The sequence below is a fragment of the Streptomyces chengmaiensis genome, from assembly GCF_029846775.1.
Lineage (GTDB): Bacteria > Actinomycetota > Actinomycetes > Streptomycetales > Streptomycetaceae > Streptomyces > Streptomyces chengmaiensis.
This window is the reverse complement of the sequence record NZ_JARWBG010000016.1, coordinates 92,595-114,406: the sequence shown is the minus strand read 5'-3', so window position 1 is coordinate 114,406 and position 21,812 is coordinate 92,595. Positions and strand designations below refer to the sequence as shown.

Below are 21,812 nucleotides of genomic sequence, written 5' to 3'. Positions count from 1 at the left end.
CGGTCAACGGCGGAGCACGACGAGAGCCGGGACGAGCGTCTGCACGATGGTCGCGGGGATCAGCACGATCCAGGCGAACTCCACATAGCGGTCCGCCCGTACGGCGGGCACGCGCCGCCGCGCCCAGAGCAGCAGCCCCAGCACGGCGAGGGTCTTCAGCAGCGACCAGGCCCAGCCGGGCAGCAGCGGACCGGCGCCGCCGCCGAGGAACAGCGGCACGGCCATGGCGGAGCCCGCGGCCAGCAGCAGCCAGCGGCCGGCCTGGAGCAGCAGCCGGTCCACACCGGAGGTCTCGCCGAGGACGCCGCCCGCGATGTCCCGCCCGGCCGGGTAGCCGAAGGGCCCGAGGAAGCTGAAGGCCAGCACGCTCGCGAGGTACACGGCGAAGGCGACGGGCATCCACACGGCGAACCACAGCCCCTGCTGGGCGGCGGCGATGTCGCCGACGTTCAGCGACTCCGCTCCGACGGCGGCGGAGATCAGCGCGAACATGAGCGGCAGCTCATAGGCCAGGCCCTGGGCGAGGAAGCGATAGCCGCCGATGAGCGGCAAGGCGGCGTTGGGTCCCCAGCCGGCCAGCCACAGCCCGGCCCAGGTGAGGGCCTCCATGGCGTTGAACCACACGACGCCGACCTCGAGGTCCGCCACGACGTGGCCGCCGAAGGGGACGACCGCGACGGCCAGCACGGCCGCCGTCGGCGCGGTCAGCACGCCGATCCGCCACAGCAGCGCATCGGACGCGGGGGTACGGCGGGGCTGGGCGAGGAGCAGCCGCACCACGTCCAGCAGCGGGCGGACGGCGGCGGCCGGTGTGGCGGGGCGGCCGGCGGTGCGGGCGTCCAGCACGGCGTCCGAGCAGAGCGCGAGCACCGCCAGGGCGAGCAGTGCGGCGGGCGCGACCAGCACCGACGGCCACGATCCGGCGTCAGCCACGGGCGCCCTCCACGGCGCCGGCGGCGAGCTCTTCCGGGTCGGGGTCCAGGCTGGCGACGATCAGGCGGGCGGCGGCGAACTCCGCGCCGGCGAGCAGCCGGGGCAGCACGGCGGCCAGCGCGTGCGACGGCGTGCGTCCGGACGCGCCGGGCAGCCCGCGCGGTTCCTCGTCCCGGCCGGGGTCGAGCGGAGCGTCGTCGTCCAGCCGGCCGAGGTCGTCCAGCGTCTCCGCGAGCCAGAGCCGGCAGCGGGCGGGGACGTCTCCGTCGGCGCGTGCCGCGGGGCCGGTGATCCCAGCGGCGGCCGCCTCGGCGGCTGTGAGGGGGCCGATGCCGCGGGTGAGCCGGGCGAGGATGCGCGAGCGGCCGACCCGTCGCGCCAGACGGGCCGCTCGGGGACGCACGGCGGCGGTCCCGGCGTCGCCGAGGAGATCGTCGCGCAGCCGGCGGGCGGCGAGGGCGGCGGCGGGCCAGCCGGCGACGGAGAGGAAGCGGCCCAGGCTGTCGAGACGGGCTGCGGCGCGGCGGCGCGCGGCCGCGCCGGCGGTGATGCGCTCCCCCGCGGCCGCGCGCCGCCAGGGCTCGGCCCAGAAGGGCACGGGAGGCGGGGCGGCCGGCGGCGGGAGGCGTACGTCGGCCTCCTGGACGACATCGCCTTGGAGGGTCAGGCGGGCGGTGAGGCCGGGCGGCCAGTCGGCGAGCAGCGGGCCGAGCGGGATGTGCAGCCGGTCGAGCGTCAGGCCGTCGCGGTCCGGGCCGCGTTCGGCCATGGGCAGGCCGGGAGGCGCCGACGCGCTGCGACGCTGGTGGCGTGTGCGGCCTTCCGCCAGCTGTGCGCAGGCCGCGTCCAGCGCGCCGGCCACGTCCTGCGCCCGGGAGGCACGGACCCGGGCGCGGGGTTCCGGCATGTCCTGCCACAGCCGGTCGACCGCCCGGTCCAGCTCCGGGCCCGGCGTCCCCGCGATGAGCAGGACGTCGGCGTCGGCCGGGGTCACGGCCTCAGGCAGGTCCCGCAGGCGCAGCTCCCGCTCGGCCGCGAGCCGCACCCGCACGGCCGCCGGCGCGGCGGCCAGCAGCACGCGGGGGCGCGCGGCCGCGGCCCGCAGCAGCAGGGCGGTCAGGTCCACCGCAGGGCCCCCTCCCGCCAGGCGTACACCACACCGGCGACCAGCACGGCGAGGAAGACGAACATCTCGATCACCGCGCCGGGGCCCATGGCCGAGATGACCCGGACCCAGGGGTACATGAAGACCATCTCCATGTCGAAGGCGAGAAAGAGCATGGTCACGGCGTACCAGCGCATATGGAACCGGCTGACCGCGTGCTCGGCCGGCTCCAGTCCGGAGCCGAACGGCTGGGCGACGTACGGCTGGGCGACGTACGGTCCTGCGGCCCCCCGAAGCAGGTGGGCCGTTCCGTACAGCAGCCCCACGGCGAGGACGGTCAGGCCGAGCAGCGCGAGCACCGCGGTGAAGCCGCTCGCCGAGGCGTCCGCATGCATGGGCCCCTCCCTTCCTGATCCGGGTCGTCCGCCGGTACTCCGCGTGACCGGTATCCCCTCGGGCGGTTCGCAAACCCCCGTTCGCCCGGATGGCTCTGACGCGTGCGGGGGCGGCGCGGGGGGTACCCGGCAGGCCCGGAACGGCCTGGAGGAGGACATGCCCGAGCTGCCGGACGTCGAAGGGTTCCGCGGGGTGATGCAGCGGTGCGCCGGTGGGCGGCGCGTCGACGGCGTCGAGGTCCGCGATGCGGGGGTGCTGCGCGGGGTGACCGCCCGGCGGCTGTGCCGGGAGCTTCAGGGGCGGCGGTTCGCACAGCCGTGGCGGCACGGCAAGTGGCTGGTCACGCCGAGCGACGGTCCTGCGCTGGTCTGGCACTTCGGGATGACCGGCGAACTGCTGTGCGCCGCGCCGGACGACGCCGTCGAGGCGCATGACCGGCTGTTGATCACCCTCGACGGCGGCCGCCAGCTCCGCTACCGCGACCGGCGCAAACTGCAGGGAGTCCGACTGGCCGCGGACGAGGCGGCCGTGGAGCGGATCCTCGCGGACCTCGGACCGGACGCACGGGGGCTGGACCTCTCGCGCTTCCTCCGGCTGCTGTCCGGGCGGCGCGGGGGGATCAAGAGCGCCCTGACGGACCAGTCGCTGCTGGCGGGGCTGGGGAATCTCCTCGCCGACGAGATCCTCTGGCGGGCCCGGGTGCGCCCGGACCGCTCGGTGCGCGGTCTGGACGACGACGAGCTGCGACGGGTGCATGCCGCGATGGGCCGGGTGCTGCGGTCCTCGGTGCGGGCCGGCCGCGTCCCGGCCCGCCGCGGCTGGCTCACCGGCCGCCGGGACGACGCCGAGCCGGTGTGCCCGCGGTGCGGCCGTCCGCTGGCGTCGGGGCGGACGGCGGGGCGGCGGACGGTGTGGTGCGAGCACTGCCAGCGCTGAACGGTCCGCGCGCCGCCCGGCGCCCTGGGTCGCTCACGTCAGCGCTGGATCGCCGCGAGGCCCTTCTGCATGTCCTCGGCGTTCATGACCGGCTGGATCTCGATCCGGGCACCGAGGCCGGACAGCAGCGGCTCGGCGATGCCGGGCAGCCGCCAGCTGTCCTGCATGTCGAAGACGAACGTGCAGGAGCGCTTGCCGTCGCTCGGGCCAAAGTAGGCGGCCTCCGGCTGGAGCTGGTCCATGAGCTCCATCATGATCTTCGCGAGTCTGCCCTGGTGGAGGGCCTCGGTGGACTTCTCGGTGTCCAGTTGGGCTCGCAGCATCACGCGCATGCTCTGGTCCTCTCTGCTGTGCCACGGGCCGGCGCGGCCGTTCCGCACCGGCGACGCCCGGGCCGCATCGTCCTCAGCGTCGCCCCGGCCCCCGGGGGCGGCAACCTCGACGCCGCCGTCCGGGTCCGGACTCGGCCCGGCGGGTCGGGCGGCTGCGGGCGGGTCGGGCCGGGCGGCTGCGGGCAGTGCGTGACCGTGACACGAGGGGGGCGTGTGGGCACGGAGGGCGACAGGATGTGAGGATGTACCCGTGAGCAACAGCAACGTTTTCTTCGACATTTCCATCAACGACGAGCCCGCGGGCCGGATCGTCTTCAAGCTCTTCGACGATGTGGTCCCCAAGACCGCCAGGAACTTCCGCGAGCTGGCCACCGGCGAGCACGGCTTCGGCTACGAGGGCTCCGGGTTCCACCGGGTCATCCCCGACTTCATGCTGCAGGGCGGCGACTTCACCGCCGGCAACGGCACGGGCGGCAAGAGCATCTACGGGGAGAAGTTCGCCGACGAGAACTTCCAGCTCAAGCACACCAAGCCGGGCCTGCTGTCCATGGCCAACGCGGGCCGGAACACCAACGGGTCCCAGTTCTTCATCACCACCGTCGTCACCGACTGGCTGGACGGCAAGCACGTCGTCTTCGGCGAGGTCGTCGAGGGCATGGACGTCGTGAAGAAGATCGAGTCCCTGGGCTCCCGCAGCGGCGCCACCAAGGCCGACATCCGGATCGCGAAGTCCGGCGTCGTCGCCTGAGAGCCGGAGGCCGCGTCAGCGGCCCTGTCCTGACCTGCGCAAGGCCGTCCGGCCCGGCGCCCCGATTGCGGGGCGCCGGGCCGGACGGCTGTGTCGGGCGGCGTCAGTGCGCGCCGTTCGCTCAGTACGGGCCGTTCACATTGTCGATCGAGCCGTAGCGGTCGGCCGCGTAGTTGCAGGCGGCGACGATGTTGGCGACCGGGTCGAAGGGGTCCATCGAGGTGCCGGGCACGTGGTAGGCGCGGAACGTCGGGTCGATGGTCTGGAGGAGGCCCTTGGACGGGGTTCCCTTGGCCGCGTTGGAGTCCCAGTTGTTGATGGCGTTCGGATTGCCGGAGGACTCCCGCATGATGTTGCGGTGGATGCCCTCGTAGCTGCCGGGGATGCCGTGCTGGGCCATGATGTCCAGGGCTTCGCGGATCCAGCCGTCGAGGTTGTCGGGGTAGGACTTCGCCGCTGCGGCCACCGTGGTCCGCTCGGCGGAACGGTCGGCCCGGTCGGACGAGGCGGCAGCCTTCTTGGGCTCCTGCGGCGCGGCGCCCGGCCCCGGGACGACGGTCAGCTTCAGGCCCGGGCGGATGAGTGACGGATTGTCACCGACCGCGCGGCGGTTGTCCTGGTAGAGCCGCTTCCAGCCGCCGCTCACCGAATGCTCTTCGGCGATGGCGGAGAGGGAGTCGCCCGCGACCACGGTGTAGGTCAGCGGACCGGCTGCCTTGGCCGCGGCAACGGCGGTGGCGATCGCGGCGGGCTTGGCAGTCGAGTGGACCGTATTCGGCGTCGCTTCAGCAATGCTCGCACCGAAGAACGGAAGAGCGAGTGCAGTGCTGGCGGCACCCGCGAGGGCGATTCCGCGGGTGATCCGCTGATGGTTCGAACGACGGTGCTTACCCTTTTCGGGCATGGCGAATTCCTCTCCGTCGCCTGCGAGGTGAGCTGTCGGGTTCGGGCTGGAGATGCCCGGCCGCGCATCGCTGTGCACGGCTTCACCCCAAGCCGCTCCGGGGTCGGACCGGCGTCTTACCTGGGTCCCCCGCTCCTGCCGGGTGTGACGGGTGTGTGGGTGGGTGCGGTGTCCGGACAGCGGCAGGATTCGGCGTTCCATCCGGAATGACGGTGACGGTAGGCGAGTCCGCACCTGAGTAACAAGGCCTTGTATGACGGAATGGCATCGAAAGAGGCCGATTTGGCGATGAAGTGGCGACGCCCCGATGAAGCACACTTCTCAACTTTCCTTCTGCAAAGCACTAATTCGCCTGGACGCCGAGATCGCCAATCGGTTCCCAGCGTGACCGACATCACGGGCAGTCGCGCCGGGTGCCATTCGGCGCAACTGCCCTGAGATGTCAGCGAATAGCAGAAAAAGCCGCTGACCGCGCGACTGCTTAGCTAATGGGTCAAATCACCCATACCGGATGTGTCCTAGTAAGTCGTCGCTCATCCCGTCAGGCGCAGACTCCGTGCCGGTAGTCGTGCGTCGCGGTGTGACGGGAGTACGTCCACTGCGGGTCGAGCAGCTCCTCCTTCAGCTGACGGGCCGCGTCCGGGCTCTCCACGATGTAGCCGAAGTCCTGGAGCCAGGAGGGGTAGAGGTTCTTTGACCCGATGTAGAAGGCGGAGTCGTCGACCGAGACCAGCTTGTGATGCAGGGCATACGGGCTGCCGTCCGCCCAGGTCGCGGAGGGGGCGGCACGGAACGAGGCGAGCTGGAGGTTGGCGCACAGCGCGCGGGAGGCGGCGGCCTCGTCACCCGTGAGGCGCGCCAGCCGTTCGCGGAGGGTGTCGCTGATCTCGGAGAGGGACTTGATCTGCGAGTAGCCGCCGCTGCCGATCAGCCCGCGGTTGGCGGGGTCGCTGACCACGATGCGGACCTTCACGCCCGCGGCGAGCTTGGCCGCGAGGGTGTCGTAGAGACGGATGTCGTAGCGGGGCAGCGGCGGACAGGTGGCGTTGAGGTCCTGCTGGGAGATCTCGATGTGCTCGCGGGCGGCGGCGACCAGGGCGCGCAGCGCGCTCTCCTCCGGGTTGACCGTGTCGTAGTCGCGGTCCGCGTTGGTGCGGTCAGACAGCAGGCCCGGGAAGCAGCGGGCGTCCCGGGCGCCGGGCAGGGCGGGCTGGAAGGACGAGGCGGGGTCGGAGTCCTCGATGCCGATGCCGAGGCCGCCCACGGCGACGACGGGGACGTTCCCCTGGGCGGGGACGACCGTCGGATTGCCGTCGCGGTGCATGGCGGCCATGCAGTCCGCGCCGTCGGAGACGGCCAGCCACACCTTGGCGGGGTTGCCCGCGTTGCGGCAGGTCCAGGTCCACAGCGTGTCCAGGAACGCGCCGGCGGCGCGCGCCGCCGGGCCCCGCAGCGCGAGGTCGACGTCGGTGACGGGGTGGGCGGTGTCCAGGTAGTCGTCCTTCCAGCTGTTGATGCCCCCGGCGACGACGGACTCGCCGTCGACGACCAGCAGCTTGGAGTGGTTCCAGGAGAAGCCGGTCCTGGAGGTGGTCATCGACGCGACATTCAGCGTGATGCTGTCGGCCGCCGCGCCCAACCGCCGGAGCAGGTCGTTCTTGTAGGTCGACGGCACGACGTTGAGGTGGTACAGGGGGGCGGCCCCCACGAGGACGCGGACCCTGGGCCGGTGGCCCGCCGCCGCAGACGCCTTGAGGCCGTCGACGACGGCGTCGTTGAACGCCCCGTCCGGCAGCGGCGCGAGCGTGGAGATGTCGACCGTGCGCTCGGCCCGGGAGATGTCCCGGGTGATCTTGTCGAGTCTCTTCTGCGCCCCCGAGCGGTCGGAGCAGGTCGCGTCGCCCCAGCAGCCGGGGGTCTGGAGCAGCCAGCCGGCCGGATCGCCCTCGGGTGCGTCCAGGGCATTGCCGCCGCTGCGCTCCCATATGCGGCCTTCGAGACCGGGTGAGACCTCTCTCAGCGTCCGCTCGACCGCGTCGAGATACGGAGTGCCGTCGTCGGCGTGTGCGGGCGCGGCGCCCAGGGAGACGAGCGCGGCGGCAAGAGCCGTCGCGGAGGAGACAAGACGGCGGAGCCTGTGGCGGGCCACGGATGTGTCCTTCGGTGAGATGGCGGAAGGCGCACGGCCGTCCATGCGGTGAACATCCCGTGCGCTCGATGAGCGCGTAGAAGCTACCGGCTGGTTAACTTCGCCGAGCGGACGATGGATGATCACCGGCCATCGCGGACCGGTCCGTGTGCCGCCTCCCCTGCCGGCCCGCTGCAGCGTCGTATGTCAACTCGCCGTCAGCGCCGGGCTGTTGCGGAACCAGAGGCTTTCGCTCCGTGCCGCCTCCGTCTGCCGGGCTTGGCGCGAAATGATCGACTTCCTCGGCGCGCGGCGTCGCGCGGAAGCGGCGGAGACGCGGACGCCGGAGGCGTCCCGACCGTCCTGACGAGGCTGCCCGCGGTGCGCCCGCGCCGGAGAACGGGCGGCGGCCCGCTCCTCGCGGCGTCAGGCGCGCAGCCAGCGGGCGACCTCCTCGGCGATCGGCTGTCCGGTCTCCAGTTCGATGAAGCCGAACTGGCCTCCCTGGTTGCATTCCAGGAACCACCAGACGCCCTCCTCGTCCTCGGCGAAGTCGAACGCGGCGTAGGCCAGGCCCGCGAGGTCGATGAAGTCATGGACGGCGCGCGCGATGCGGTCGGGGGTGTCGACCGCCGTCCAGGTGTGCTCGCTCGTGCCGTAGCGCCCGTCGACCTGGCCTTCGGCGGCGGGCTTGCGGGCCGCGTACATCCGGCCGCCGACATAGGTCAGCCGGACGTCGGCCTGTTTCGGGATGTAGCGCTGCAGCAGCGTGGGGCCCGCGGAGACGGCGGCGAAGTCCGCGTCGGGGCCGATGCGGGTGGTGGGGAGGGCGACCGGGGGGCCTCCGGAGGGCGGCCCGGAGGCGGCCTTGACGACGATGTCACCGTACTGCTCGGCGAACTGCCGGGCGGCATAGGGGAAGGTGGTGATGACCGTCGGAGGCACGGCGAAGTTGCTTCGCTGGGCGATCCGCAGTTGCCAGGGCTTGCAGCGGGCCTGTGCGGATGCCGAGGGGTGGTTCATCCACCGCGCCTGTGTGGCGTAGAGCATCCCGTACAGGGCCTGTTCGGTCTCCGCGGTCAGCCATGGGGAGGGTTCGGGGGCGTGTGCGGCGGGGGCACCGGGTCTTCGCACCCATATCGACCGCAGACTGCTCATCGACAGCAGGCGTCCGCCCGTGGACAGATAGCCCTGGAAGTCGCCGCTGACGTATTCGGTCGACAGGGCTGCCGCGCCGGGCAGATCGGCCGGATCCAGGCGCATGAGCGGGACGCCGTGGTCATGGAGGCGCGCGACCACCATGTCCGCGGTGACGTCCTGCCGACAGGTCAGGATCAGCACAGTCATCGGGGCACCGGTCTTCGTTCAGTCGTCGAAGTGCGTTTTGGATCCCGCCGTGGACGTGGTGGTGCCGGTGGCCAGGAGCACCGTGCGGTCCAGGATGGCGGGGCGGCCGTCGGGCAGCACATTGAGCTGGAGGGCGGAGTCGTAGGTGTAGGGCGCGGTGACCGCCGGGTCCTCGGCCGGACGTACGTAGTTCAAGACGAACGGTCGCATGTGTCTCCTTGGTCGCCCTCGGACGGTGGGTGCACGCGTAACAGTACGTGCCAGCAACAGGGAAAACTCATCACGCTGGGTCACTTTCGATCTGTGTCGGAGTGAAGGTGGTCACACTGGCTGCTCATGACAACTCGCTGCAATCGGGGGTGAGTTATGGGTGACGGTGGCTGGATCAGGCACCCCTTAAGACCTCGTCGACGGCCGCCGGGTTCCATGCAAAAGGCGGCCGCCGGAATCCGGCGGCCGCCTCGTGAGCGGTCTGCGTGGAACTGTCCGCAAAGGACTACTTGACGGAGCCCGCCATCACCCCCTGTACGAAGTGGCGCTGGAAGGCGAAGAACACGACGAGCGGCACGACCAGCGAGAGGAACGCACCGGGCGCGAGCACCGAGATATTGCTGCCGAACTGGCGCATCTCCTGCTGCAGGGCGACGGTCAGCGGCTGCGATCCGCTGTCGGCGAACAGCAGGGCGACCAGCATGTCGTTCCAGACCCACAGGAACTGGAAGATGGCCAGGCTCGCCAGGGCGGGGCGGCCCAGCGGAAGGACCAGCCGGGAGAAGATCCGCCATTCGCCGCCGCCGTCCATCCTCGCCGCCTCGAGCATCTCCCGCGGGATCTCCGCGAAGAAGTTGCGCAGCAGGAAGATCGCGAAGGGCAGCCCGTAGGCGACATGGAACAGGACGACGCCCGGCACGGTGCCGAACAGCCCGACCGCGCCGAACAGTTTGGCCACCGGCAGCAGGCCGATCTGCACCGGCACCACCAACAGGCCCACGACGATCAGGAAGACCGCGTCCCGTCCGGGGAACTCCAACCAGGCGAAGGCGTATCCGGCGAGCGCCGCGAGGCCGACGACCAGCACGGTGGCGGGCACCGAGATCAGCACGGTGTTCCAGAAGGCCCGGGTGATGCCCGAATCGGCCAGCAGCGCCGTGTAGTTGTCGAGCGAGAGCTGCCCGGGATCGGTGAGCGCCGTCCACCAGCCGCTGGAGGCGTTGTCCCGGTCGGAGCGCATCGAGGACAGCAGCAGTCCCGCCAGCGGGGTGATCCAGACCAGCGCTACAAGGGTGAGGACGGCCTGGACGGCCCCGCTGCCGAGCCAGGCCCGCAGCCGCTTGGCCGCGCGCCGCGGCGGCGCGGACGGCGAGGCGGGCACGGCATGGCGCGCGGGTGGCCTCGCGCCGCCGTCGGCCGGGCTGCGCTCGATGACGTTGCCGACGTTGCCGCTCACTTTCGGCTCCCTCTGAAGCGCCGGATGTTGAAGATCATGGCCGGGACGACCAGCAGGAGCAGCAGTACGCTCAGGGCGCTGCCGAGCCCCTGGTCGTTGCCCCCGCCGAAGGACACCAGCCACATGCGGGTGGCGAGCACGCTCGCCTCCTCCTGCACGGGACCGGGCGCGATGATGTAGACGAGGTCGAAGACCTTCATCACATTGATCACGAGGGTCACGAAGACCACCGTGAGCACGGGGGCCAGCAGCGGCACGGTGATCTTGCGGAAGATCTGCCACTCGTTGGCGCCGTCCATGCGCGCCGCCTCCAGTGCGTCGCGGGGCAGGGCGGACAGTCCGGCTCCGATGAGCACCATGGCGAACCCGGTCCAGATCCACAGATAGGCGCCGATGATCGCGGGGGTGACGAGCGCGGGCCCGAGCCAGGAGACGCCCTGATAGGGGGGTGCGAAGTTCTTCTCCGGGAGCTGGACCGTGTAGGAGCCGGCCTGCAGCCCCGTGAAGGCGAAGGAGCCGTCGTCCGCCGTGGTGGCGGAGGCCACCACCTCGCCGTCGCGCACGGCCTCCACGGCCATGCCCGGCAGTCCGTTCTCCTCGGGGTCGACCGCGCCGGGCGTGCCGGCCCCGCCGGGGGTGAAGTCGAGGTAGACGACTCCCCTGACCTCGTCGGCCGCGGCCGTGCGGGCGGCCGCGTCCTGTGCGGGCCGGGCGCCCGCGGGCACCGCGTCCGGAGTGAGGCCGACGAAGCCGAGACTGACACTCGCTCCGGTGTCCACGGCGGCGTCGGTGCGGTACGAGCCGTCGCTCCCCGCGGTCAGTCCGTGTCCCTCGCGGGCTCTGGCCTCGGGGTAGGGGGACTGCTCCGTGAAGACGTCGTGCACGCCGACTGCGACGGCGTTGAGGACGCCGCGGTCCGGCTCCTCCTCGTACGCGAGCCGGAAGACGATGCCCGCGGCGAGGAACGACACGGCCATCGGCAGGAACAGCACCAGCTTGAACGCGGTAGCCCAGCGCACCTTCTCGGTGAGCACCGCCAGCACCAGGCCGACCCCGGTGAGCAGGACGGGGGCGACGACCACCCAGATGGTGCTGTTGCGGATCGCGGTCAGGGTGGCCGGGTCGCGGAACATCGCGGTGTAGTTGGCGACGCCGACGAAGCGCTCTCCTCCGGCGTCGAACAGGCTGCGGCCGATGGAGAACAGCACCGGGTAGACGACGAGCGCGCCGAGCAGCAGCAGCGCGGGCAGGACGAACAGGGCCGCGGCGGCGCGCCTTCTGCGCTGGGCCCGCCGCCGCGGGGTGACCGCGGCGGCGGGGGCGGATGAGGTGACAGCCATGGGGGCGGGCCTCAGCTGCCGTTTCCGTAGGCCTTGGCGGCCGCGTCTTCCAGCGCCTTCGCGGTGGCCTTGGCGTCCGACGGGTCGCGCAGGAAGTCCTGGAGGATCTTCCACTCGCCCGCTCCCTTGGTGCCGCCGAAGGCCGCGGGGGCCTGGTCCGACATGTCGAAGCGGACGGAGTCGCCGGCGCGGACGAGCGATTCGGCCGTGTTGCGGGTGGTGTCGTCACCGTACGCGGCGAGGTCGACGTCCTTGTTGGGCGACAGGAAGCCGCCGGCCCCGGCCCAGACCTCGGCGGCCTCGGGGGTGGCGAGGAACTCCAGCAGCCGCATGGCGGCGTCCTGCTGCTTGCCGTCCTTCAGGACGACCGCCGCGTCACCGCCGGAGACCACGGGGGCGTGACCGCCGTCGACCGACGGGAACGGGAAGAACGTGGCGTCCTCGCCGAGCTTCTTGCCGAACTGGTCCTTGGCTATGCCGCCGACGAAGTCGCCCTCGTAGACCATGCCGGCGCGCGGCTTGGGCCCGAAGACCTGCTCGACGGAGCCGGGGAAGTCGGTGTTCAGGGCGCCGTCGGCGCCTCCGGCGACCAGGCGCTTGTCCTTGAACAGCTCGCCAAGGGTGGTCAGGGCCTTGACCACGCTCTCGTCGGTCCACGGCAGGGTGTGGGCCGCGAGCCGGTCGTACTTCTCCGGGCCCGCCTGGGAGAGATAGATGTTCTCGAACCAGTCGGTGAGCGTCCAGCCGTCCTGGCCCGCGACGGAGAAGGCGGGCAGCCCGGAGTCGGCGAGCGTGCGGCCGGCCTTGAGCAGATCCGCGTAGGTGCCGGGCGCCCTCACCCCGGCCCGGTCGAAGGCGTCCGGGCTGTACCAGACGGTGGACTTGTGGGCGGCCTTGAAGTAGAGGCCGTAGTAGGTCCCGTCGACGGTGCCGTAGTTCTTCCAGACGGGGGCGAGGGACGCGTCGGCGGCCTTGGCGGTCTTGTCCGACAGCGGGGTGAGCCACCCCTCCTCGGCGAACTGCTTCAACACGCCGACCTGGGGGACCATCACCACGTCAGGGGCGTTGCCGCCCTCGATCTTGCTGCCGACGAAGGTGGACAGGCTGTCGCCGGTGGGGACGAAGACGGTCTTGGCGCCGGTCTTCTCGGTGAAGGCGTCCAGCACCTTGCGGAAGTTGTCCTGCTCGCTGCCGGTCCAGACGCCGGCCACGGTGACGGTCTTGCCGCTCAGTTCCTTGCCGCTCGCGGATCCGGTGGAGCCGCCGCAGGCGGTTGCGCCGAGGGCGAGGGCGAGCGCGGCCGAGGCGGCGGCCGCGGTTCTGCGGGTCGTGGCGGAGGGTCGCATGGGTGTGTCCTTCCTGACGGGGTGGTGGTGCGGGGGCTCAGGGGGTGGGGGGCTCGGCGGTCCACCAGGCGGCGGTGGCCGCGGGCAGGACGCCGTCGGGGCAGGGGCCGCTGGCCAGCAGCGGTGTTCCGGGGACGGGTGCGGGCACCGGCTCGTCGCCGAAGTTGACCGCGCAGACGAGGCCGTCGCCGCGCACGATGGCGAGGACCTGCTCCGGCGTGTCCAGCCAGCGCAGCTCCCCGTCGCCGAGCTGGGGGAGGCTGCGGCGCAGCTGGAGTCCCTCGCGGTAGAGGTGCCAGAAGGAGCGGGTGTCGGCGAGCGCGCGGTCGGTGGCGTGTTCGGCGAACCAGTCGGGCTGCGGCAGCCAGGGGCGCGCCGCCCGGCCGTCGGCGCCGCCGGGGCTGAAGCCGAACGGGGAGGCGTGCCCCGACCAGGGGATCGGCACCCGGCAGCCGTCGCGCACCCGGGCGCGGCTGCCGGTGCGGTGGAAGATCGGGTCGGTGAGGACGTCGTCGGGCAGGTCGAGCACCTCGGGGAGGCCGAGTTCCTCGCCCTGGTAGACGTAGGCGGCGCCGGGCAGCGCCAGCATCAGCAGGGCGGCGGCGCGGGCTCGGGCGGCGCCGAGGCCGCTGCCCTCCACTCCGGGTTCGCCCGCATAGCGGGTGACGGTGCGGACCTGGTCGTGGTTGTTGAGGACCCAGGTGACGGTTGAGCCGGTGCCGGCGATGTCGCGGATGGCCTCGGTGATGACGGACCGGAACGCCCCGGCGTCCCAGGGGGCGCTGAGCAGGTCGAAGAAGAATGCCTGGTGCAGTTCGTCGGGGCGGACGTACTGGGCGTGCTCGCGGGCGGTCGGCACGGAGACCTCGCCGACGAGGAGCCGTTCCCGGCCGTCGTGGGCGGTGTACTCCTCGCAGACGGCTCGCCAGCGCCGCCAGACGTCGTGGACCTCGGGCTGGTTCCAGGCGAGCGGGTTGACCGAGTCGCGGGCGCGTTCGTCGGCTGCGGGGTCGTCGGAGTCGGGAAGCAGGGGGTGCTTGAACAGTCCGGCGGCGACGTCGATGCGGAAGCCGTCGGCGCCCCGGTCCAGCCAGAAGCGCAGGGTGTTCTCGAAGTGGTCCCCCACCTCGGGGTTGCGCCAGTTGAGGTCGGGCTGCTGCGGGGTGAACAGATGCAGATACCACTGGCCGGGGGCGCCGTCCGGCTCGGTGACCCGGCTCCAGGCGGGGCCGCCGAACATGGCGCGCCAGTTGTTCGGGGGCTCGCTGCCGTCCGGGCCCCGGCCGTCGGCGAAGTGGAACCGGGCGCGGGCCGCGCTCCCGGGGGCGGCGGCGAGCGCCTCGCGGAACCACGGGTGCTCGCTGGAGCAGTGGTTGGGGACGATGTCGAGCAGCAGCTTCAGCCCGAGCCTGCGGGCGTCGGCCGTCAGCCGGTCGAACTCGTCGAGGTCGCCGTAGACGGGGTCGACGTTGCGGTAGTCGGCGACGTCGTAGCCGTGGTCGTGCTGGGGGGACGGGTAGAACGGGCTGAGCCAGACGCCGTCGACGCCGAGTTTCCTCAGATAGGGAAGTCCGGCGCGCACGCCGGCCAGATCGCCGATGCCGTCCCCGGTGCTGTCGAGGAAGCTGCGGACGTAGACCTGGTAGATCACCGCGTCACGCCACCAGGCGGGGGCGGGACCGGAGGGGCGGCCGCCGACGGCGGCCGGAAGAGTGCTGAGCATCTCGCGTCAACCCGTTCTTGCTGGATGCGAGAGCGCCCCAGAGCGGGTGCGCTGTTATGCATGCATGTTAAGTAGGGGTGTCATAAAGGTGTCAACGATCGCGCAGAAATCGGCCCTGATTTGTCCGTATTTCTACAGGTATGACACCGCAGGCCTCTACCTAACATGTAAGTAGAGGCCTGCGAGGTAAAGAGGAAGGGAAGATCAGTCGGCGCGGGAGATGGCCGCGAGCTCACGGGCGAGCCGCGTGGCGGCCTCGTCGGGGCTGTGACGCAGCGCCATCACATCCTGGACGACCGCCTGCACGGCCAGGCTCACCTGGTCGTACCGGGCGCTCTTGGGGCGCGGCTGGGCGCTGAGCACGCTCTGCTTGAGCGTCGGCAGATACGGATACGCGCGCACCAGCGCGGGATCCTCGTAGAGATCGGCCCGCACGGGCGGCAGCGACCCCTCGGTGAGCACCTGGCGCTGCACCCGGTCGCTGGTGAGATACGCGATGAGGTCGGCCGCCGACTCGGGGTGCCGGGAATGGCTGCTCACCGCCAGATTGGAGCCCCCGAGCACACTGGTGCCGGGCCCTGAGGGGCCGGGCAGCGGCACGGCGTCGAACTTCCCGGCTACCGGCGAGCCGGGCACGCTCGCGAGCGAGTGCACATAGGGCCAGTTCCGCAGGAACAGCAGTCTGCCGTCCTGGAACGCCCGGCGCGACTCCTCTTCCTTGTACGCGAGCGCATCGGGAGAGATCCAGCCCTCGCGGACCCCGTCGGCGAGGAAGCCCAGTCCGCTGCGCGCGGCTTCGGAGTCCACCGCGACCCGGCTGCCGTCGTCCACCAGGATCGATCCGCCCGCGGAGTGCACCGCCTCGGTGGCGTTGACCGTGAGCCCTTCGTACGGCAGGAACTGACCCGCGTAGCCGTCCATGCCGTACTTCGGCGCGAGCGTCCGGGCCAGCCGGGCCAGCTCCGCCCAGGTGCGCGGCGGCGGCTCCCCCTCCCGCTCCAGGATGTCCTTGCGGTAGTAGAGCAGCCCGGCGTTGGTGACGTACGGGACGGCGTACAGCCGGCCCTCGAAGGTGGCGGTGTCCACCACGGGCGGCAGAAAGGCGTCCAGCGGGAACCGCTCCCCCTGAAGCGGGGCGATCCAGCCGGCCGCCGCGAACTCCGAGGTCCAGGCGACGTCGATGTTCAGCAGGTCGAAGCGGTCGGAGCCGGCGCGCAGCTCGCTGATCATCTGGGCGCGGGTCTCGTCGGCGGAGTCGGGAAGCTCGACGAGGGTGACCCGCTCGGCCGGGCGGACGCGGTTCCAGTCGTCGAGCAGCGGCCCCAGATAGCCGGTGAGATCGCCCGCCGTCGCCAGGGTCAGAGGCCCGCGGCCCGCGGCGTGCGCGGCTCCGGGCGGCTGCGGGGACACGGCGCCCGCACTGAAACCGGTGTACCCGGCAACGATCACGGCGGCGGCGAGGAGCCCTCTACCCGCGGCACGCATCCACCGCATAGGTTCCTCCCAGCACACCACTGCGGCCACACTGCCGCCCATCCCGGCCTATGTATACCGGTTAGGCATGGGCGATACTAGACGTCCCGGCACATAAGCCAGGTGGCGCGGGCCACAGCCCGCGCCGTGCCATGCAACATGCAGGCATTCACGTCAGCAGAGGGATCGCAAGGGAGGGGAGCGCGTGCGGCTGCCGCTCCTGGCACTCCTCACCCGTGGCCCCGCCCATGGCTACGAGCTCAAACAGGACCTTGAGAAGCTCCTGGGCGCCGCGTACTCTCAGCCGAACGTCGGCCAGATCTATGTCACCCTCGGGCGGCTGGAGAAGTCCGGTCTGATCGCCGGCGAGGACGTCGAGCAGTCGGGCAGGCCCAACAAACGCACATACCGGCTCACCGAGGCCGGCCATGAGGCGGTGCTCGCCTGGTTCGACGAGACCAACGACGAGCCCCGGGTGCGGGACGAGTTCTTTATGAAGATCGCCCTCGCGCCCGAGTCCGGGCTCGCCGACCCGATCGACCTGATCAACAGACAGCGGCGGCACTATCTGCGGACCATGCGGGACCTGTCGAAGCTGGCCGCGTCCGAGGACCGGGACAACAAGGTCTCCCAGCTGCTGATCGAGGGCGCGATGCTGCATCTGCAGGCCGACCTCGACTGGCTGGAGCGCTGTCAGGAGGAGCTGGAATGAGCGACGCGGCGGCCGCCGGCCCCGGCGGCGGGATACCGGCGGGCGACGCCCCATCCGGCGCCGGGGGCGTGCCGATCGTCCGCGCCGAGGGGCTGACCAAGACCCACGTCGGCGAGGGCGCGCCCGTGCACGCCGTGCGCGGGGTGGACCTGGCGGTGCAGCCCGGCGAGTTCGTCGCCGTGACCGGGCCCTCCGGGGCGGGCAAGTCCACTCTGCTGCATCTGCTCGGCGGGCTGCAGCGGCCGGACGGCGGGCGGCTGTGGCTGGACGGCCGCCGCGTGGACGGCTACCGCGAGGCCCGCTGGTCGGTGCTGCGCCGCCGCAGCATCGGGATCGTCTTCCAGTTCTTCAATCTGGTCTCCGACCTGACCGTCGCCGACAACGTGGAGCTGCCCGCTCTGCTGGCGGGCGCCTCGCCGCGCGACGCCCGTGCGAGCCGCGCCGAGCTGCTGGCCGAGCTGGGACTCGAGGGCCGCGAGCGGTCCGTGCCCGGCGAGCTCTCCGGAGGTGAGCAGCAGCGGGTGGCCCTGGCGCGGGCGCTGGTGAACCATCCGGCGCTGCTGCTGGCCGACGAGCCGGCCGGCAGTCTGGACAGCAAGGGCACCCGGGAGGTGCTGCGGCTGCTGTCCCGCTTCCACCAACGCGGCCAGACGATCGTGATGGTCACCCATGACGCCCGGATGGCGGGCGCCGCCGACCGGGTCATCAGCTTCTTCGACGGGCGCATCACCGACGACGCACGGCTCGACGGCCCGGAGCCCGGACCGCGGCGAGGCCCGGCACGCGGCCCCGCGGGCGGCGTCTCGCACGTGGTCGAGCTGAAGGACTGACGCCGTGCGGGCCACCGTGCGCTGGGCGCGCGCCGATCTGAGAGCACACCGCGGGCAGGCCGTGTTCGCGGTGCTGGCCAGCGCGGGCATCATCGCCTCCCTGCTGCTGGCCGTGGCGCTGTCCAGCTATGCGGCCAACCCCTGGCAGCGCATCTTCACCCAGTCCAAGGGCGCGCACGTCTGGCTGCACACGCAGGCCGGAGCCGGGCAGGACGACGCCGCCGCACTGTCCCGCATCGACGGCGTCACAGGCGTCGCGGGGCCGTACCGCACCGGGCGGGCCGTTCTGGAGGCGCACGGGACGCGGGCGCAGATCACCCTGCGTGCGGCGCCGGATCAGCCGCCGCAGATCGCGCGGCCGCTGGTGACGGCGGGCCGCTGGCTCACCGCTCCGGACGGGCTGTCGGACGGGCGGTCGGGCGCGCAGCCGACCGGGCAGCCGGAGATCGTGCTGGAGCGTTCGCTGGCCCGGGTGCTGTGGGCGGAGCCCGGCGACACGATCACCATGATCGGAGCGGCGGACGGTTCGTCCCGCACGGTGCGGGTCGCCGGCATCGCCGAGGCCGCCGAGCCCGGCTACCGGCCGGGCGGACAGCCCGGCGCCGGCTGGGTGCTGCCGGCCACGCTGGACCTGGTCGCGCCCGGCAGCGCCGCCCGGAGCGTGGGCCTTCGGCTGGACGATCCCGGCGACACGGATTTCACCGTCCAGCGAGCCGTCACCCTGCTGGGCGCGGACCGGGTCTCCCAGGTCGTCAAGTGGCAGCAGGTGCGGGCCGAGGCCGGGGGCGACGACCGGCTGCTGGGTCAGCTCTTCGCGGTCTTCGGCCTCGGCGCCCTGCTGGCCGCCGCGCTCGCCGCGTCCGGGGCGATCAGCGCACGCGTGCGCGGGCAGCTCCGGGACATCGCGATCCTCAAGGCCGTCGGCTTCACCCCCGCCCAGGTCGTCCGCGGCTTCCTGGTCCAGCATCTTGCCTTCGCGCTGCTCGGGGCGGCCGTCGGCACGGCCGCGATCGGGCTGCTCGGCGCCCGCATACCCGGCCGGATCGGCGAGGCGGCCGGGCTCTGGCAGGACCTGCCGGGTCACGGGGCCCAGCTGCTGGGCATCCCGGCCGCGGCCGTCCTGCTGATCGCGGCGGCCACCTCGCTCGCCGCATGGCGGGCCGGGCGGGTCCCTCCGGTGCCGGTCGTGCGCGCGGTGCAGCCCTCGGCCGTGCCGATGACGCCCCTCGCCCGACGGGCGCTGGGACTGCGGGTGCCGCCCGCGCTGGTGCTCGGCTGGCGGGCCGCTTTCCAGCGGCGGCCGCGCACCCTGGCCGCCCTGACCAGGACCGCCCTGCCGCTGCTGATGATCACGGCGGCGCTGGTCGCCTCGGCCACCCTGGACGCCTTCCGCAGCCGCCCGGCCGAGGTGGGGGTGCCCGCGGCGCTCACCGTACGGGCGGAGAGCGGCGCCGTCGCGGGCGAGGGGCTCCAGCGGGTGCTGACCGCTCCCCCGGGCGTCGTGGCTGCGCACCCGGGGGTGGAGGCGGCGGCCCTGGTGCCCGGCCAGACGGGCACGATCACCGTCCGCGGCCTCGGCACCGCGGCGCGGCCGTACCCCTTCAGCATCGCTGAGGGGCGGGCTCCCGCCGGGCCGGACGAGGCGGTCGCCGGGCAGGGGCTTCTCGATCTGCTGAATGTGCGGATCGGCGACTGGGTGCGGATGACGGTGCAGGGGCGGCCGCAGATCCTGCACATCGTCGGGCGCAGCATCGAGCCGGAGGCAGGGGGCCGGGTGGTCTCCACGACCCTGGACACCCTCCAGGAGCGCGATGCGGACATCCGGCCGGACTTCCACCATCTGGTGCTGCGTCCGGACGCCGACGCCTCGGCCGTGCGCGCCGCCCTGGCCGGGGCGGGGGGCGGCACGCTGGACATCCGTGAGACCGCCAACCCGGCGGACCGGCTGGAACCGGCGCAGGGTGTGATCGCGGCGCTGGTCGGAGTGCTCGCCCTGATCGGCTTCACGGAGCTGCTGACCCTGGCCGGGACCGGGGTACGCGACCGCGGCCGGGATCTGCTCGCCCTCAAGGCGATCGGCCTGACGCCGCGCCAGATCAGCGCGACGATCGTGGCGGCCGCGGGGTTCACCGCCCTGGCGGCGGCCGCGCTGGGCGCGGGGCTCGGGCTGCTGTCGGGCCACTGGCTCGTCGAAGCCCAGGGCCGGGCGAGCGGCATCGGCGCGGGGATCGCGCAACTGCCGTCCGCCGGGGTGCTGCTGGCCGTGGTCGTCTGCGCCGTGGCGGGCGCGGTCGCGGCGGCCGCGGTGCCGGCGGCCCGCACCGCGCACCGGCGGCTGGCGGACTCCCTGAGCGAAACGCTCTGACGCCGGGCCGTGCGGCCGCTTCACACGCTCGGCGCGCCACCGCACCCGGACCACGTGCCACAACACACTGCCGGCTGGCGAACTCCCCGCACGAAACGCCCTGACACCGGACCGCGCAACCGCCCCACCCACTCGGCGCGCCACCGCACCCGGACCACGTGCCACAACGCACTGCCGCGGCGGCTTCAGGCGCGCCGCGTGAGCGCCGCGGGCCGTCCCGTACGGCTCCCCGCTCCGCGTGGCGGCGTCCCGCTCCGGGCCCGGCGGTCCGGGAGATGGCCGGAGCGGCCCCGTCAGCCGGCAGTCGCGGCGGCGGCGACCGCGGCGGCGACCGGGGCCACGCCGTCCTCCGCACGGAGGCGGGAGGCCAGGGACCGCGCACGGTCGCGGTACGCGGGGAGCGAGACCGCCCGCGTGAGCGCCGTGGCCAGCGCACCGGCGGTGAGGCCGCGCAGTGGGACGGACCGGGGGGCGACGCCCAGGGCGATGAGGCGGGACGCCCAGAAGGACGCGTCGAACTGGATGGGGACGGGCACCGCGGGAACGCCGGCCCGCAGCGCGGCCGCGGTGGTGCCCGCGCCCGCGTGGTGGACCACCGCGGCCATGTGCGGGAAGACCGCGGCGTGCGGGAGTTCGCCGACGGTGAGCATGTCGTCTCCTTCGGCGGCCAGCCCGGCCCAGCCGCTCTGGATCACTCCGCGCAGTCCGGCCGCGCGCAGCGCGGTGACGACCGTCCGGCTGAGGCGGTCCGGGTCGGGCACGGTGGCGCTGCCCAGACCCACGAAGACCGGCGGCGGGCCGGCGGCCAGGAAGTCGGCGAGCGGGCGCGGCAGTTCGCTTCCCGGCGGGTCGTACGGCCACCAGTAGCCCGCGACGTCCAGGCCGGGACGCCAGTCCCGGGGTCGGGGCACCACCTGGGGGCTGAAGCCGTGCTGGACGGGCCATTCGCAGGCTTCCCGCGCCCGCCGGACGGCGCGCGGGCCGGCCGGGGGCAGCGCCAGCCGGGCCCTCAGGTCCTTGACGGCTGCGGCGAACACCAGGTCGAGGGAGGCGTTCACCAGATGCGCCGCCTGCCGGTTGCCCGCCGCTCCCCAGGAGCGGACGCCCAGCACCGGCGGCGGGAACTCCCGCGTGGGGGCCAGGGGCTGAAGGTAGACGCCGAGGGCCGGCAGGGCGAGGCCTTCGGCGACGACCTGGCCGAGCGGGGCGACCGTGCCGCCCAGCAGCAGCATGTCGGACTCCTGCCCTGCCTTGAGCAGTTCTTCGGCCACCGGTCCCGCATGCTCCCGGGCCATGTGCAGCATCCGGGCGAGCTTGCCCGCCCCCGTGGCGCTGCGGTGGAGTGCGAGGCCCCGCTCGGAGTGCAGTTCGGCATACGGGTCCATGGGCAGCGTGTGGAAGCCCATGCCGGCGGAGCGCGCCAGCGGCTCGAAGCGCCGGTGGGTGACGAGGGTGACCTCGTGCCCCGCACAGGCGATGCCGTGCCCGAGACCTGTGTAGGGGGCCACGTCGCCCCGCGACCCTGCTGTCATGACCGCTACGCGCACGTCGGCCAGTATGGACGGCCGCCGTGGCGACGCCGATGCTTTCCGGCCGCGGCGACGCCCGGACGGCCGCCGTCGGCTCCGCGGACCGCCTTGACGCCGAAAGGGCCCGCCGGGCGCCGCCCGGCAGAGGCCGGGGGCGTCCGTCCGGCACCGTACGGGCCGGTCCATTGGGCCGGTCCATTGGGCCGGTCCATGTCCTG

General features: G+C 72.8%; 19 protein-coding genes and 1 riboswitch. Of the genes, 5 read left to right on the top strand and 14 right to left on the bottom strand.

Annotated elements, in window-relative coordinates; translation table 11 throughout:
• Window positions 1-3 precede the first annotated feature (3 nt).
• Genes QCN29_RS16050 through QCN29_RS16040 form a run of 3 tightly spaced genes read right to left on the bottom strand, consistent with a single transcriptional unit; the run spans window position 4 to window position 2,433 of the window.
• Window positions 4-933: an NADH-quinone oxidoreductase subunit H gene (locus tag QCN29_RS16050; protein WP_279928747.1), complete on the bottom strand. Its 930-nt coding sequence runs from the start codon at window positions 931-933 to the stop codon at window positions 4-6.
• Window positions 926-2,059, bottom strand: coding sequence for a hypothetical protein (locus QCN29_RS16045; RefSeq protein WP_279928746.1), 1,134 nt, complete (start codon window positions 2,057-2,059; stop codon window positions 926-928). Before QCN29_RS16045 ends, QCN29_RS16050 begins: the two co-directional genes overlap by 8 nt.
• Window positions 2,050-2,433, bottom strand: coding sequence for an NADH-quinone oxidoreductase subunit A (locus QCN29_RS16040; protein WP_279928745.1), 384 nt, complete (start codon window positions 2,431-2,433; stop codon window positions 2,050-2,052). The genes QCN29_RS16045 and QCN29_RS16040 overlap by 10 nt, the downstream gene beginning before the upstream one ends.
• 157 nt (window positions 2,434-2,590) lie before the next feature.
• Between QCN29_RS16040 and QCN29_RS16035 the strand changes: the two genes are divergently transcribed.
• Entirely contained in the window at window positions 2,591-3,370 is a 780-nt protein-coding gene (locus tag QCN29_RS16035) for a DNA-formamidopyrimidine glycosylase family protein (protein WP_279928744.1), read from the top strand.
• Window positions 3,371-3,408: 38 nt separating this feature from the next.
• Here the strand turns inward: QCN29_RS16035 and QCN29_RS16030 are convergent, their stop codons facing one another.
• Window positions 3,409-3,702 carry a hypothetical protein gene (locus QCN29_RS16030; RefSeq protein WP_279928743.1) on the bottom strand — a complete coding sequence of 98 codons (294 nt, stop codon included), beginning with the start codon at window positions 3,700-3,702 and terminating at the stop codon, window positions 3,409-3,411.
• A gap of 250 nt (window positions 3,703-3,952) precedes the next feature.
• Here QCN29_RS16030 and QCN29_RS16025 point away from each other — a divergent pair, with 250 nt between their 5' ends.
• Window positions 3,953-4,450 (top strand): peptidylprolyl isomerase, encoded by a 498-nt coding sequence (locus tag QCN29_RS16025; protein ID WP_240134542.1) that lies wholly within the window; start codon window positions 3,953-3,955, stop codon window positions 4,448-4,450.
• 121 nt (window positions 4,451-4,571) lie between these two features.
• Here QCN29_RS16025 and QCN29_RS16020 read toward each other — a convergent pair whose 3' ends face one another.
• The 9 genes from QCN29_RS16020 to QCN29_RS15980 all read right to left on the bottom strand — a co-directional run bounded on the left by QCN29_RS16020 (window position 4,572) and on the right by QCN29_RS15980 (window position 16,179).
• A complete protein-coding gene (locus QCN29_RS16020; protein ID WP_279928740.1) occupies window positions 4,572-5,354 on the bottom strand; it encodes a transglycosylase SLT domain-containing protein in 783 nt (260 codons plus the stop codon).
• A gap of 4 nt (window positions 5,355-5,358) precedes the next feature.
• Window positions 5,359-5,514: riboswitch (cyclic di-AMP (ydaO/yuaA leader) on the bottom strand.
• Between the two features lie 381 nt (window positions 5,515-5,895).
• Complete coding sequence (locus tag QCN29_RS16015) at window positions 5,896-7,503, bottom strand: phospholipase D-like domain-containing protein (RefSeq protein ID WP_279928739.1); 1,608 nt, start codon at window positions 7,501-7,503, stop codon at window positions 5,896-5,898.
• A gap of 405 nt (window positions 7,504-7,908) precedes the next feature.
• Window positions 7,909-8,829 (bottom strand): ATP-grasp ribosomal peptide maturase, encoded by a 921-nt coding sequence (tgmB, locus tag QCN29_RS16010; protein ID WP_240134545.1) that lies wholly within the window; start codon window positions 8,827-8,829, stop codon window positions 7,909-7,911.
• An 18-nt stretch (window positions 8,830-8,847) separates the two neighbouring features.
• Window positions 8,848-9,039, bottom strand: a complete 192-nt coding sequence (gene tgmA, locus QCN29_RS16005) for a putative ATP-grasp-modified RiPP (protein ID WP_240134546.1) — start codon at window positions 9,037-9,039, stop codon at window positions 8,848-8,850.
• A 286-nt stretch (window positions 9,040-9,325) separates the two neighbouring features.
• A complete protein-coding gene (locus tag QCN29_RS16000) occupies window positions 9,326-10,201 on the bottom strand; it encodes a carbohydrate ABC transporter permease (RefSeq protein ID WP_398859252.1) in 876 nt (291 codons plus the stop codon).
• A gap of 71 nt (window positions 10,202-10,272) precedes the next feature.
• On the bottom strand, window positions 10,273-11,616 hold the full coding sequence (locus tag QCN29_RS15995; protein ID WP_279928738.1) for an ABC transporter permease: 1,344 nt from the start codon (window positions 11,614-11,616) through the stop codon (window positions 10,273-10,275).
• A gap of 11 nt (window positions 11,617-11,627) precedes the next feature.
• Window positions 11,628-12,962, bottom strand: coding sequence for an ABC transporter substrate-binding protein (locus QCN29_RS15990; RefSeq protein WP_279928737.1), 1,335 nt, complete (start codon window positions 12,960-12,962; stop codon window positions 11,628-11,630).
• A 37-nt stretch (window positions 12,963-12,999) separates the two neighbouring features.
• Entirely contained in the window at window positions 13,000-14,685 is a 1,686-nt protein-coding gene (locus QCN29_RS15985) for a glycoside hydrolase family 13 protein (protein ID WP_279928736.1), read from the bottom strand.
• A gap of 204 nt (window positions 14,686-14,889) precedes the next feature.
• Entirely contained in the window at window positions 14,890-16,179 is a 1,290-nt protein-coding gene (locus QCN29_RS15980; RefSeq protein WP_279928735.1) for an ABC transporter substrate-binding protein, read from the bottom strand.
• 184 nt (window positions 16,180-16,363) lie between these two features.
• On the opposite strand from QCN29_RS15980, the gene QCN29_RS15975 reads away from it, so the two are divergent.
• Genes QCN29_RS15975 through QCN29_RS15965 form a run of 3 tightly spaced genes read left to right on the top strand, consistent with a single transcriptional unit; the run spans window position 16,364 to window position 20,065 of the window.
• Window positions 16,364-16,870, top strand: coding sequence for a PadR family transcriptional regulator (locus QCN29_RS15975; protein WP_240134550.1), 507 nt, complete (start codon window positions 16,364-16,366; stop codon window positions 16,868-16,870).
• Entirely contained in the window at window positions 16,867-17,700 is an 834-nt protein-coding gene (locus QCN29_RS15970) for an ABC transporter ATP-binding protein (protein ID WP_279928732.1), read from the top strand. The genes QCN29_RS15975 and QCN29_RS15970 overlap by 4 nt, the downstream gene beginning before the upstream one ends.
• Before the next feature lie 4 nt (window positions 17,701-17,704).
• Window positions 17,705-20,065 carry an FtsX-like permease family protein gene (locus QCN29_RS15965; RefSeq protein ID WP_279928731.1) on the top strand — a complete coding sequence of 787 codons (2,361 nt, stop codon included), beginning with the start codon at window positions 17,705-17,707 and terminating at the stop codon, window positions 20,063-20,065.
• 293 nt (window positions 20,066-20,358) lie between these two features.
• Here the strand turns inward: QCN29_RS15965 and QCN29_RS15960 are convergent, their stop codons facing one another.
• Window positions 20,359-21,597, bottom strand: a complete 1,239-nt coding sequence (locus QCN29_RS15960; protein WP_279928779.1) for a glycosyltransferase — start codon at window positions 21,595-21,597, stop codon at window positions 20,359-20,361.
• Window positions 21,598-21,812 lie beyond the last annotated feature (215 nt).

Excerpts from the sequence above, each read along its gene's own strand:
- QCN29_RS16020 (WP_279928740.1), bottom strand. The coding sequence starts at position 5,354 with ATGCCCGAAAAGGGTAAGCACCGTCGTTCGAACCATCAGCGGATCACC.
- QCN29_RS15970 (WP_279928732.1), top strand. The coding sequence starts at position 16,867 with ATGAGCGACGCGGCGGCCGCCGGCCCCGGCGGCGGGATACCGGCGGGC.
- QCN29_RS15960 (WP_279928779.1), bottom strand. The coding sequence starts at position 21,597 with ATGACAGCAGGGTCGCGGGGCGACGTGGCCCCCTACACAGGTCTCGGG.
- QCN29_RS15980 (WP_279928735.1), bottom strand. The coding sequence starts at position 16,179 with ATGCGGTGGATGCGTGCCGCGGGTAGAGGGCTCCTCGCCGCCGCCGTG.
- QCN29_RS16030 (WP_279928743.1), bottom strand. The coding sequence starts at position 3,702 with ATGCGCGTGATGCTGCGAGCCCAACTGGACACCGAGAAGTCCACCGAG.
- QCN29_RS15985 (WP_279928736.1), bottom strand. The coding sequence starts at position 14,685 with ATGCTCAGCACTCTTCCGGCCGCCGTCGGCGGCCGCCCCTCCGGTCCC.
- QCN29_RS16035 (WP_279928744.1), top strand. The coding sequence starts at position 2,591 with ATGCCCGAGCTGCCGGACGTCGAAGGGTTCCGCGGGGTGATGCAGCGG.
- QCN29_RS15990 (WP_279928737.1), bottom strand. The coding sequence starts at position 12,962 with ATGCGACCCTCCGCCACGACCCGCAGAACCGCGGCCGCCGCCTCGGCC.
- QCN29_RS16040 (WP_279928745.1), bottom strand. The coding sequence starts at position 2,433 with ATGCATGCGGACGCCTCGGCGAGCGGCTTCACCGCGGTGCTCGCGCTG.
- QCN29_RS15995 (WP_279928738.1), bottom strand. The coding sequence starts at position 11,616 with ATGGCTGTCACCTCATCCGCCCCCGCCGCCGCGGTCACCCCGCGGCGG.
- tgmA (WP_240134546.1), bottom strand. The coding sequence starts at position 9,039 with ATGCGACCGTTCGTCTTGAACTACGTACGTCCGGCCGAGGACCCGGCG.
- tgmB (WP_240134545.1), bottom strand. The coding sequence starts at position 8,829 with ATGACTGTGCTGATCCTGACCTGTCGGCAGGACGTCACCGCGGACATG.